Raw genomic sequence first — 12,312 nt, 5'->3', positions numbered from 1 at the left:
GCAGTGGGCCCTTTGCCACAACGTGTCACTAGCTCCGCGATCTTTACCCGATAGTTGGACCATGTCGCCAGTGGACGCATGCAACCGCTACAGCGCACTTGGCTATTCGGCATGAGATCACGCGGAATTTGAACGCTCGCCGATCCGCACGCTTCGCACTCAAATCCTTCCTGACGCATCTTCCAGTCCTCAATCCTCGGCGGCCCCGCAGGCATTTGCCGCGATCGGAATCCGGAACGATCGATTGAAGGATCGGTTCCCGTAAGAACCGTCCACGACGGATAGGCCGCAAGCGATGGAGGCGTTCGGATGTTTGAGGGGTTCAGGCTTGATGCGGCTGAGGTGGCTGGGGGATCGATCCGGTTTCGCCTGGGCGGCAGCGGCCCGCCGCTCTTGCTGTTGCACGGCCATCCGCGCACCCATACGACTTGGCATAAGGTCGCCGAGCACCTGCGGGAGCGCTACACGCTGGTTTGCCCCGATCTGCCGGGCTTTGGCAGTTCGTTCAAACCTGCCGACCGGCCCGACCACGCAAACTCATCGAAACGGGCAAAGGCGCTCGCTCTCGTCGAGCTGATGCAGGGACTTGGCCACGACACATTCAGCGTCGCCGGCCATGACAGAGGTTCGTACGTCGCCTTTCGAATGGCGATGGACCATCCCAGCCGCATTCGGAAGCTGGCCGTCCTGGATGGCGTTCCGATCCTGGAGGCTTTGGAGCGTTGTCGGGAGGAGTTTGCCCGCCGCTGGTGGCATTGGTTCTTCTACGCCCAGCCGGAGAAGCCCGAGCGTGCGATCGGAGCCGATCCACTGAGATGGTACGGAGGCTGCCCTGCAATGATGGGCGAAGAGAACTTTGCGGACTTCGCTCGCGCCGTTTCGAACCCCGGCACCATTCACACGATGCTTGAGGATTACCGGGCAGGCTTAACCGTCGACGTCGCACATGACCGCAAGGATCTTGGCGAGGGCCGCAAGCTTCAGTGTCCGCTCCTGGTTCTCTGGTCGGAGCGAGACGACCTGCCGGACCTTTATGGCGATGTCCTCGCGGTTTGGAAGCGATGGGCCGACGACATTCGCGGCGCATCGATCCCAAGCGGCCACCATATGGCGGAGGAGGCCCCCGAGGAGCTCGCTCATGCTCTCAATGAGTTTTTCCGCGCCTCCGAGCAGTTTCCAGGTCGGGTGTGACTACCGCAGAAATTGCCGGACGATCTCCCGCAGAAATCTCGGCAGCTCCTCGAAGGCATAGGGCGCGTAAACGCGTTCCAGCCTTTGATGAAATTCGCGCCCCCACGGTCCGATGTTGACGACGGGAAAAACAAGCGCATCCGCACCCGCCCGGTCGACGAGGGACGCTATCGGGGTATGGGCTGCGATGAGATCACGATCGGCTTCCGGCGGCCGGTGACCGAGGAAGCTCATATCCGAGATGCCGGTGAAGTACTCGCGGTACCTGATCGGCGGACTCCCCGTCTCCTCCTGAACCCGGCGCGCGGCTTCGATCGCCGCGGCAAAACCGGCCGGGTCGTCCGCTCTCGCCAGATGGGTGGCGGGGTAGACTAGACTGCTGAGCCCGTAGATGATGGCGGGGCCGACCAAGCCGGCTTCCGTGACCATCGCGCTGACGACCGCGCGCGTCTGCGCCAAGGGATCGTCTGAATCCAGCCAGGTAGTCTCGATAGCGCGAACCCGGGCCAAGGCGTCGAGACCGCCCACACGCTCGACACGTTCCAGCAGATCTGCCGCCGAAATGAGTGCGGCGCTGGGGGCCGCTGGCTCCCGGGTCGGGAGCATCGTCGCGTAGCTTCGCGCACGTCGGTTGAAATTCTCAATGGCCTCGATTGCTGCGGCGCGGACGCGATGGAAGAGAAGCTGCGCTTCGCCATCCGCGAAGGCGGCCGTACCGTCGGCGCCGGCGTCGTCGCCTCGATCATCGCCTGATCGATCGCACGCAGATTGAGTTGGGAAAGGGCGGTGGCGACACCGCCCTTTTTCCTTTGCTGAAAGGCCTTTCAGAGCCATGCCGTGAATGCAGAGGCGGCCACAGCCTGCCGGGCTGCTCCGACCGCGCATTCCATGCTCTCAATCGGAAAGAGAGCGGATCAGCCGCTCCGTTGCGGAGGAGCCGACCATGCCGTTCAAGCCGCCGTTTCCGGGGATCCATTCGATCGTCTTCGCCCTGTTCGACGCGCATGAGCGGCTCGACCGGGCGGCGATGCGCAAGCAGACGCAGATCAGCCTCGATCTCGATGTGCAGGGGATGGCCGCGCTCGGGCTCGCGACCGAGGTCTCGAAGCTCAGCTTCACCGAGCGCTGCACCGTTATGGAGTGGATGGCGGAGGATGTGGCGGGCCGGAAGCCGCTCGCCTTCACGATCTTCGGCTCCTCCGTCGCGGAGCAGGCCGCCTTGGTGAAGGTCGCCGAAAAGAACGGCGCCGACTGGGTGATTCTCCAGCCGCCGATGGTCGGTAGCTTTGGCGCCGCCGAATATATCAGTTTCTTCGGGCGCATCGCCGAGACCACGGCGCTGCCGGTCGCGATCCAGAATGCGCCCGCCTATATGGGCCGTGGCCTTTCGGCGGAGGACATCCGCGAGCTGACCCGGCGCTATCCGAATATCAGCCTGATCAAGGGCGAGGGCTCGGTGGTCGAGATCGAGCGCCTGATCGCGCTCACCGAAGGTCGGCTGCCGATTCTCAACGGACGCGGCGGGCTCGAACTCATCGACAATTTCCGCGCGGGCTGTGCCGGCATGATCCTGGCGCCGGACACGATCGATTACGCCCTGCGCGCCTATAACCGCTACAAGGCCGGCGACGAGGCAGGGGCGGATGCCGCCTATCGCGAGGTTCTGCCGGCGATCACCTTCATCATGCAGTCGATCGAGACGCTGCTTTGCTACGGCAAGCGCATTTTCGGCGCGCGGGCCGGCATCACGATCCATGACCGTGGCCCGGCGCTCAGGCCGACCGAATTCGGGCTGAAACTGGTCGAGCGCTATGCAAGGGAGCTCGGCCCCTACAGCAAATGAGGACAGTGCGCGATTTCGACTTGAAATGCGCCGCGCCTTGGGGCACATGACGCCCACCTGCAGGGGTATAGCTCAGTTGGTAGAGCGGCGGTCTCCAAAACCGCAGGTCGCGGGTTCGAGCCCTGCTGCCCCTGCCAGTCGTCCCGCTGGCGACTTCATGCCCGGATGCCCAAGCAGGTTGGCGAGGCATCCATGACCCAGAACATCTACGACGACGAGACCTTCTTCGCGGGCTACAGCCAGTTGCCGCGTTCGGTCCATGGTTTGGACGGCGCGCCGGAATGGCCGGTGCTGCGCGCGATGCTGCCGGAGATGGCCGGCAGGAGCGTTCTCGATCTCGGCTGCGGCTTCGGCTGGTTCTGCCGCTTCGCAGCGGGCGAGGGGGCGGCGAGCGTGCTCGGCGTCGACGTCTCCGAGAAGATGCTGGAGCGGGCGCGGCGCGAGACGCCCGATTCCTACGTCGCTTACGAACGCACAGATCTCGAAACCTACGCGCCGCCGACGGGTGCCTTCGATCTCGCCTATAGCTCGCTCGCCTTCCACTACATCGCGGATCTCGCCGGGCTGTTCTCGCGCGTGCATGCGGCGCTGAAGCCGGGCGGCAGTCTCGTCTGCTCGGTCGAGCATCCGATCATGACCGCGCCGGCGCGGCAGGAATGGCTTGCGGACGCCGATGGCCGCGCGACCTGGCCGGTCAACGGCTATCACGACGAGGGCAGGCGGGTCAGCAACTGGCTGACTGACGGCGTGGTCAAGCGCCACCGCACCATCGGAACCTATCTCGACCTGCTGCTGGGCGCCGGCTTCCGGCTCGACAGACTGGTCGAATGGGCGCCGAGCCCGGAGCAGGTCGCAAACGAGCCGGGCTGGGCGAAAGAGCGCGAGCGGCCCTTCTTCCTGCTGATCGCCGCGAGCCGGGCCTGAGAGCTGTTGCCCGAAAGGGTCTTGGCTAAAGGCCGCAAGCGATGTAAGAGGCTTTCGATGACGGCGCGCAACCCTCCCCGGGTTCCGCGCCGCGAATGTTTCAGGACAGCCGATTCGGTGCGCGGCGGGGCCGCCAGCCGGATCGGAACCCGAGGTGGTTCATGGCGAAATCCAATCCCTTCCAGTTCCTGCAGGAGGTGCGCTCCGAGGCGACCAAGGTCACCTGGCCGTCGCGCCGCGAGACGCTGATCACCACGGGCCTCGTGCTCGCCATGGTGGTCCTTTCCAGCCTGTTCTTCCTCTTCACCGACACCGTCATCCGCTGGGTGCTCGGCCTCGTCCTCGGCGCCCGTTGAACGGAATTACGAACGTGAGCACCCGCTGGTACATCGTCCACGCTTATTCGAACTTCGAGAACAAGGTCGCCCAGTCGATCCGTGACGGCGCCGCCCAGCGCAATCTCGCCGACAAGTTCGACGAGGTGCTGGTCCCGACCGAGAAGGTCGTCGAGGTCCGCCGTGGCCGCAAGGTCGACACCGAGCGCAAGTTCTTCCCGGGCTATGTCCTGGTGAAGTGCGAGATGACCGACGAGGTCTATCACCTCATCAAGAACACGCCGAAGGTCACGGGCTTCCTGGGCGCCGACAAGTCCAAGCCCATGCCGATCCCCGAGCATGAGGCGATGCGGATCAAGGGCCAGGTGGCCGAAGGCATCGAGCGGCCGAAGCCGACGATCGTTTTCGAGGTCGGCGAGCAGGTCAAGGTCGCGGACGGGCCCTTCGCCTCGTTCAACGGTGTCGTCGAGGATGTCGATCACGCTCGTGCCCGCCTCAAAGTCGCGGTCTCGATCTTCGGCCGTGCCACGCCGGTCGAGCTGGAATACAGCCAGGTCGAGAAGCTCTGAGGCTTTTCGATCCGGTTTCGGAGCCCTCATCCTGAGGAGTCGCGTCAGCGCGTCTCGAAGGATGGTATTGGAGGCCCTGGAACCATTTGGAGCATCCTTCGAGGCGTGGCCTTCGGCCGCTCCTCGGGACGAGGGCTGTGGTTCGGCATTAACGAATCCACTTCCCTTCGGTGTCGCCTTATGTCATAGGGCGCGCCTCAACCGCGTGGGAGGCGTGCCGGTCGCCAGCCGGATTCAAGGCGCCGCACCACGCACTGCAACCACCCCGGCCCCGATGAAGAGCATCGGCAGGCGGGGTCGTCGTCGTTCCGAATAGGCATCGGGGCGGACGGCAGGAGCAGCCATCATGGCGAAGAAGATCACGGGCTACGTGAAGCTTCAGGTTCCGGCGGGCGCGGCCAATCCGTCGCCGCCGATCGGTCCGGCGCTGGGTCAGCGCGGCCTCAACATCATGGAATTCTGCAAGGCCTTCAACGCGAAGACCCAGCAGATGGAAAAGGGCATGCCGATCCCGGTGATCATCACCGCGTATGCCGATCGTTCCTTCACCTTCGAGATGAAGCAGCCGCCGGTTTCGTACTGGCTGAAGAAGGCCGCTGGCTTGACCTCCGGCTCGAAGACCCCGGGCAAGGGCGGCAATGTCGGCAAGGTCACCACTGCGCAGATCGCCGAGATCGCCGAGAAGAAGATGGCCGATCTCAACTGCGACACCGTCGAATCGGCTTCGGCCATGATCCGTGGCTCGGCCAGGTCCATGGGCCTGGAAGTCGTGGGCTGAGGGAGGCTGACCAATGGCACATGTCGGAAAGCGCGTCGTCAAGGGCCGTGAAGGCATTGACCGCACCAAGCTGTACTCGCTCGACCAGGCTGTCACGTTCATCAAGGAACGCGCCAACGCCAAGTTCGACGAGACTGTCGAGATCGCGATGAATCTCGGCGTCGACCCCCGTCACGCCGACCAGATGGTCCGCGGCGTCTGCAACCTGCCGAACGGCTCGGGCCGCACGCTGCGCGTCGCCGTCTTCGCCCGCGGCGCCAAGGCCGACGAGGCCAAGGCTGCGGGTGCCGACATCGTCGGCGCCGAGGAGCTGGTCGAGTCCGTCCAGAAGGGCGAGATCAACTTCGATCGCTGCATCGCGACCCCGGACATGATGGGTCTCGTCGGCCGTCTCGGTAAGGTGCTCGGCCCGCGCGGCCTGATGCCGAACCCGCGCGTCGGCACCGTCACCATGGACGTGACCGCCGCCGTCGCCGCCTCGAAGGGCGGTTCGGTCGAGTTCCGCGTCGAGAAGGCCGGTATCGTCCACGCCGCCGTCGGCAAGGCCTCGTTCTCGGCCGAGAAGCTCTCGGAGAACATCAAGGCGTTCGTCGACTCCGTCGCCAAGGCGAAGCCTGCCGGCGCCAAGGGCACCTATATCCAGCGCGTCGCCCTGTCGTCGACCATGGGCCCGGGCGTCAAGATCGAGCCGAACACCGTCATCGGCGGCTGATCAGGCTTCAGGGCAGGGCGGCTGAATCCCGGTCGCCCACCTGCTCTTGATTTCGTGAAGTCAAGAGCCTACTTGGCAGGAGCAGGCGAAGGCGGTATACGCACGCCTGTTTCCATGAGTGAAGGGGCTCCGGCGTGCCTGGCACGAAGGGGTCTGTTTCGCGTTTTTCGGCGGTTTTTCGCTGAAAAGTGGGTGATTAGGGCCACGGAGAGCGATTTCCAAGGCCAGAATCATCCAGTCCTGTCTGAGACTGCAGGTGCCTTCCCGGTTCGTCCGGGAGCATAATTTCGCCAAGAGGCCTGCATAGACGGTGCAAGAGCTTAGTCCCGGATCGCGAGATCCGGACAAGACGGTTCGAACCATCTCGCCCGATCGTGACCCTCAGGGGTCGGGAGCGGGGACAGGGCACCAAGCGTCGCTTTGCGGGACGCCGGTGTCAACCGGGGTTTCGGGAAGCGGCATTTGCAACCGGCGGCAGGCCTCAAAGCTTGTCGCCTACCGGAGAGAGCCCAGTGGATAAAGCGGCAAAGAAAGATGCCGTCGCGTCGCTGAACGACGTGTTTGCGAACACGTCGGTCGTCGTCGTGGCCCACTATGCGGGTTTGACCGTGGCCCAGTTCCAGAAGCTTCGTCGCGAGATGAAGGCGAATGGCGCCACTGTTAAGGTCGCAAAGAACCGCTTGGCCAAGATCGCTCTTGAAGGCACCGACGTCGCGTCCATCAGCAAGCTGCTGACGGGTCCCACCCTGATCGCTTATTCAAACGATCCGGTCGCGGCGCCGAAGGTCGCCACCGCTTTCGCCAAGGAAAACGACAAGCTCGTCATCCTGGGCGGCGCGATGGGCACGACCGCCCTGAACCCCGATGGTGTCAAGGCTCTGGCCACGATGCCCTCGCTCGACGATATGCGCGCCAAGCTCATCGGCCTTATCCAGGCCCCGGCTACGAAGCTCGCGCAGCTCACGAACGCGCCCGCCGGCAAGCTGGCACGCGTGGTTCAGGCTTATGCCGACAAGAATGCGGCTTGATAGCCAGCAAACCCTTATCGTTCGAACCTCTTAAGACAGGAAGTTAAACATGGCCGATCTCGCCAAGCTCGTCGACGATCTCTCGTCGCTCACCGTTCTCGAGGCCGCTGACCTCGCCAAGATGCTCGAAGAGAAGTGGGGCGTTTCCGCCGCCGCCGCCGTCGCTGTTGCGGCTGGTCCGGCTGCTGGCGGTGGCGCTGCCGCCGCTGCTGAAGAGCAGACCGAGTTCACCGTCGTTCTTGCCGCCGCCGGCGACAAGAAGATCGAGGTGATCAAGGAAGTCCGCGCCATCACCGGCCTGGGCCTCAAGGAAGCCAAGGACCTGGTCGAAGGCGCTCCGAAGCCGGTCAAGGAAGGCGTTGCCAAGGACGAGGCCGAGAAGCTCAAGAAGCAGCTCGAGGCCGTCGGCGCCAAGGTCGAGCTCAAGTGAGCTTGGGCCGGCTGATGCCGGTCCGACCGTAGTCACTATTGACAGTCCCGGGGCGGCTCACGCCTCCGGGGCTGTTGCGTCGTTTCCGCAAGGTGCGGCGAATCAGTGAGGCAGATCATAGGATTTGCTTCGAACGGCTGACCCGGCGGCCTTGCGGTCGCTTCCGTCGGACCTCCGGGTCAGCCGTCTGCAACAGCGGTTCGTCGTCAGACGAATCTGCGCGGATGTGTCAAGGTTGGGCATGGCGTTCTCCGCCGGGCCCGAAGAACGCGAGGAACAACATGGTCAATTCGCTCCAGGGTCGCAGGCGCGTCCGCAAGTTCTTCGGCAAGCTCAAGGAAGTGGCCCAGATGCCGAACCTCATCGAGGTTCAGAAGGCGTCCTATGACCAGTTCCTGATGGTCGACGAGCCCAAGGGCGGCCGCGCCGACGAGGGCCTTCAGTCCGTCTTCAAGTCCGTCTTCCCGATCGGCGATTTCTCCGGCGCCTCGCTGCTGGAGTTCGTGAAGTACACCTTCGAGCCGCCGAAATACGACGTCGACGAGTGCCGCCAGCGCGGCATGACCTTCTCGGCGCCGCTCAAGGTGACGCTGCGCCTGATCGTGTTCGATATCGATCCGGACACCCAGGCCAAGTCGGTCAAGGACATCAAGGAGCAGGATGTCTACATGGGCGACATGCCGCTCATGACCGACAACGGCACCTTCATCGTCAACGGCACCGAGCGCGTCATCGTCTCGCAGATGCACCGTTCGCCGGGCGTGTTCTTCGACCATGACAAGGGCAAGACCCATTCCTCGGGCAAGCTGCTCTTCGCCGCGCGGATCATCCCCTATCGCGGTTCCTGGCTCGACATCGAGTTCGACGCCAAGGACATCGTCTATGCCCGTATCGACCGGAAACGTAAGATTCCGGTGACGTCGCTGCTGTTCGCGCTCGGCATGGACGGCGAGGAGATCCTCAACCGCTTCTACAACCACATCACCTACACCAAGGACGCCAAGGGCTGGCGCGTTCCCTACGACGCGGAGCGCATGAAGGGCTTCAAGGCTTCCGAGGACCTGATCGACGCCGATACCGGCGAGGTCGTGGTCGAGGCCGGCAAGAAGCTCGTCGCCCGCACTGCCCGCCAGCTCGCCGAGAAGGGCCTGAAGTTCCTGCGCGCGCAGGACGAGGACCTGTACACCCAGTACATCGCCGAGGATCTGGTCAACCCGGCGACGGGCGAGGTCTATGCCGAGGCCGGCGAGGAGATCACCGAGAAGCTGCTGAAGCAGCTCGTCGACGAAGGTTTCGACGAGATCCCGGTGCTCGACATCGACCACATCACGGTCGGCCCCTATATCCGCAACACGCTCAACGTCGACAAGAACTCGCGTCGCGAGGAAGCCCTGTTCGACATCTACCGCGTGATGCGTCCGGGCGAGCCGCCGACCCTCGAGACGGCTGAGAACATGTTCCAGTCGCTGTTCTTCGACGCCGAGCGCTACGACCTCTCGGCCGTCGGCCGCGTGAAGATGAACATGCGCCTCGACCTCGACGCCGAGGACACCGTGCGCATCCTGCGCAAGGAGGACATCTTCGCGGTCGTCAAGGCGCTGGTCGACCTGCGCGACGGCAAGGGCGAGATCGACGACATCGACCATCTCGGCAACCGCCGCGTGCGCTCGGTCGGCGAGCTCATGGAGAACCAGTACCGCCTGGGCCTGCTCCGCATGGAGCGCGCTATCAAGGAGCGCATGTCCTCGGTCGATATCGACACGGTCATGCCGCAGGACCTGATCAACGCGAAGCCGGCGGCTGCCGCCGTGCGCGAGTTCTTCGGCTCGTCGCAGCTCTCGCAGTTCATGGACCAGACGAACCCGCTCTCGGAAGTCACCCACAAGCGCCGTCTCTCGGCGCTTGGCCCGGGCGGCCTGACCCGCGAGCGCGCCGGCTTCGAGGTGCGCGACGTTCATCCGACCCACTATGGCCGCATCTGCCCGATCGAGACGCCGGAAGGTCCGAATATCGGTCTCATCAACTCTCTCGCCACCTTCGCGCGGGTGAACAAGTACGGCTTCATCGAGAGCCCCTACCGCCGCATCCGCGACGGCAAGGTCACCGACGAGGTGATCTATCTCTCGGCGATGGAAGAGGCGAAGTACAACGTCGCCCAGGCGAATGCCGCCGTCGACGCCGAAGGGCGCCTGACCGACGACCTGATCGTCTGCCGCCGCGCCGGTGAAGTCATCGTCACCCCGGTCGACAAGGTCGACTTCCAGGACGTGTCGCCGAAGCAGCTCGTCTCGGTCGCCGCGGCGCTGATCCCGTTCCTCGAGAACGACGACGCGAACCGCGCGCTGATGGGCTCGAACATGCAGCGCCAGGCGGTGCCGCTGGTTCGCGCCGACGCGCCTTTCGTCGGCACCGGCATGGAAGCCGTCGTCGCCCGTGACTCGGGCGCTGCGATCGCGGCCCGCCGCGGCGGCATCGTCGACCAGGTCGACGCGACCCGTATCGTCATCCGCGCTTCGGACGAGATGGACCCGACCAAGCCGGGCGTCGACATCTATCGCCTGCAGAAGTTCCAGCGCTCCAACCAGTCGACCTGCATCACGCAGCGCCCGCTGGTCCGTGTCGGCGACATCATCAAGAAGGGCGACATCGTCGCCGACGGCCCGTCGACGGAGTTCGGCGAGCTCGCGCTCGGCCGCAACGTGCTCGTCGCGTTCATGCCGTGGAACGGCTACAACTTCGAGGACTCGATCCTTCTCTCCGAGAACATCGTGGCCCAGGACGTCTTCACCTCGATCCATATCGAGGAGTTCGAGGTCATGGCCCGCGACACCAAGCTCGGCCCGGAGGAAATCACGCGCGACATTCCGAACGTTTCGGAAGAGGCGCTGAAGAACCTCGACGAAGCCGGCATCGTCTATATCGGCGCTGAAGTGGCGGCGGGCGACATCCTCGTCGGCAAGATCACGCCGAAGGGCGAGAGCCCGATGACCCCGGAAGAGAAGCTGCTGCGCGCCATCTTCGGCGAGAAGGCTTCGGACGTGCGCGACACCTCGCTGCGCGTTCCGCCCGGCGTGCAGGGCACGATCGTCGAGGTCCGCGTGTTCAACCGCCATGGCGTCGACAAGGACGAGCGCGCCCAGGCGATCGAGCGCGAGGAGATCGAGCGTCTCGCCAAGGACCGTGACGACGAGCAGGCGATCCTGGACCGCAACACCTTCGCGCGTCTGGCCGAGATCCTGACCGGCAAGACCGGCCTCGCCGGCCCGAAGGGCTTCAAGAAGGACACGGTCATCACCCGCGAGGTGATGAGCGAGTTCCCGCGCTCGCAGTGGTGGCTGTTCGCGACCGCCGAAGACTCGCTGATGACCGAGATCGAGGCGATGCGGAAGCAGTACGACGAGTCGAAGAAGCGCCTCGAGCAGCGCTTCCTCGACAAGGTCGAGAAGCTGCAGCGCGGCGACGAGCTGCCTCCGGGCGTGATGAAGATGGTCAAGGTCTTCGTCGCGGTGAAGCGCAAGATCCAGCCGGGCGACAAGATGGCCGGCCGTCACGGCAACAAGGGCGTGGTTTCGCGCATCGTGCCGGTGGAGGACATGCCGTTCCTCGAGGACGGCACCCATGCCGACATCGTGCTGAACCCGCTCGGCGTGCCCTCGCGCATGAACGTCGGCCAGATCCTGGAGACCCATCTGGGCTGGGCTGCCGCCGGTCTCGGCAAGCAGATCTCGAAGGCTCTCGACGCCTACAAGAAGTCCAACGACTTCAAGGCGTTGAAGGCCGAGTTCGATGCCGTCTACGAGGATAACGAGATCATCGCCTCGATGGACGAGAACGAGCTCGTCGAGATGGGCCAGAACCTGCGCCGCGGCGTTCCCGTCGCGACCCCGGTGTTCAACGGCGCCAAGGAGGCCGATATCGAGCGGCTCCTGGAGCAGGCCGGCCTGCATTCCTCGGGTCAGTCGACCCTGTATGACGGCCGCACGGGTGAGCCTTTCGACCGCAAGGTGACGATGGGCTACATCTACATGCTCAAGTTGCACCACCTGGTCGACGACAAGATCCACGCCCGTTCGATCGGTCCGTATTCGCTCGTCACCCAGCAGCCGCTGGGCGGCAAGGCGCAGTTCGGCGGCCAGCGCTTCGGCGAAATGGAGGTCTGGGCGCTCGAAGCCTACGGCGCCGCCTACACCCTGCAGGAAATGCTGACGGTGAAGTCGGACGACGTCGCGGGCCGCACCAAGGTCTACGAGTCGATCGTGCGCGGCGAGGACAACTTCGAGGCGGGCATCCCCGAGAGCTTCAACGTTCTCGTCAAGGAAATGCGCTCGCTCGGCCTCAATGTCGAGCTGATCAACAACAAGGTGAAGCCGGGCGAGTTGCCGCCGGCCGAAGCGGCCGAGTGAGCCGCTAGACCAACCTTGGACATTCGCCGGCGGCACTGACGCCGCCGGCTGACGGAATTGACGAGCCGGGCAGGGCGGCCTTGAGCCCCACCGGCGGAA

10 protein-coding genes, 1 tRNA gene and 1 pseudogene are annotated in these 12,312 nt (G+C 64.4%); all 12 read left to right on the top strand.

From position 1 onward, the window contains the following. Positions 1 to 309: 309 nt before the first annotated feature. The 12 genes and pseudogenes from Q9235_RS26110 to rpoB all read left to right on the top strand — a co-directional run bounded on the left by Q9235_RS26110 (position 310) and on the right by rpoB (position 12,213). Complete coding sequence (locus Q9235_RS26110; protein ID WP_306224636.1) at positions 310 to 1,191, top strand: alpha/beta fold hydrolase; 882 nt, start codon at positions 310 to 312, stop codon at positions 1,189 to 1,191. 669 nt (positions 1,192 to 1,860) lie between these two features. Continuing rightward, a pseudogene (locus Q9235_RS26105) lies at positions 1,861 to 1,944 on the top strand (EF-Tu C-terminal domain-related protein); the annotation flags it as partial. A 190-nt stretch (positions 1,945 to 2,134) separates the two neighbouring features. Further along, the gene (locus Q9235_RS26100; RefSeq protein WP_306224635.1) at positions 2,135 to 3,034 is read left to right on the top strand and encodes a dihydrodipicolinate synthase family protein; all 900 of its coding nucleotides are present in this window, start codon (positions 2,135 to 2,137) and stop codon (positions 3,032 to 3,034) included. 61 nt (positions 3,035 to 3,095) lie between these two features. After that, a tRNA-Trp gene (locus Q9235_RS26095) sits at positions 3,096 to 3,171 on the top strand. A gap of 55 nt (positions 3,172 to 3,226) precedes the next feature. Beyond that, the gene (locus Q9235_RS26090; protein WP_306224634.1) at positions 3,227 to 3,958 is read left to right on the top strand and encodes a class I SAM-dependent methyltransferase; all 732 of its coding nucleotides are present in this window, start codon (positions 3,227 to 3,229) and stop codon (positions 3,956 to 3,958) included. 161 nt (positions 3,959 to 4,119) lie between these two features. Beyond that, positions 4,120 to 4,314 carry a preprotein translocase subunit SecE gene (gene secE, locus Q9235_RS26085; protein WP_306224633.1) on the top strand — a complete coding sequence of 65 codons (195 nt, stop codon included), beginning with the start codon at positions 4,120 to 4,122 and terminating at the stop codon, positions 4,312 to 4,314. A gap of 14 nt (positions 4,315 to 4,328) precedes the next feature. Continuing rightward, complete coding sequence (gene nusG / locus Q9235_RS26080; protein ID WP_306224632.1) at positions 4,329 to 4,862, top strand: transcription termination/antitermination protein NusG; 534 nt, start codon at positions 4,329 to 4,331, stop codon at positions 4,860 to 4,862. 346 nt (positions 4,863 to 5,208) lie between these two features. Next, a complete protein-coding gene (gene rplK / locus Q9235_RS26075) occupies positions 5,209 to 5,640 on the top strand; it encodes a 50S ribosomal protein L11 (protein ID WP_038358273.1) in 432 nt (143 codons plus the stop codon). 13 nt (positions 5,641 to 5,653) lie between these two features. Continuing rightward, the gene (rplA, locus tag Q9235_RS26070; RefSeq protein ID WP_265059853.1) at positions 5,654 to 6,352 is read left to right on the top strand and encodes a 50S ribosomal protein L1; all 699 of its coding nucleotides are present in this window, start codon (positions 5,654 to 5,656) and stop codon (positions 6,350 to 6,352) included. A gap of 512 nt (positions 6,353 to 6,864) precedes the next feature. Beyond that, entirely contained in the window at positions 6,865 to 7,380 is a 516-nt protein-coding gene (gene rplJ / locus Q9235_RS26065; RefSeq protein ID WP_113586819.1) for a 50S ribosomal protein L10, read from the top strand. 49 nt (positions 7,381 to 7,429) lie between these two features. After that, entirely contained in the window at positions 7,430 to 7,810 is a 381-nt protein-coding gene (gene rplL, locus Q9235_RS26060) for a 50S ribosomal protein L7/L12 (protein WP_306224631.1), read from the top strand. A 281-nt stretch (positions 7,811 to 8,091) separates the two neighbouring features. Continuing rightward, entirely contained in the window at positions 8,092 to 12,213 is a 4,122-nt protein-coding gene (gene rpoB / locus Q9235_RS26055) for a DNA-directed RNA polymerase subunit beta (RefSeq protein WP_306224630.1), read from the top strand. Positions 12,214 to 12,312 lie beyond the last annotated feature (99 nt).

Origin of the sequence: Bosea beijingensis, assembly GCF_030758975.1 — a bacterium.
GTDB lineage: Bacteria > Pseudomonadota > Alphaproteobacteria > Rhizobiales > Beijerinckiaceae > Allobosea > Allobosea beijingensis.
Note: the sequence above shows the minus strand (reverse complement) of the source record. Positions and strands in the feature narration are given on the sequence as shown.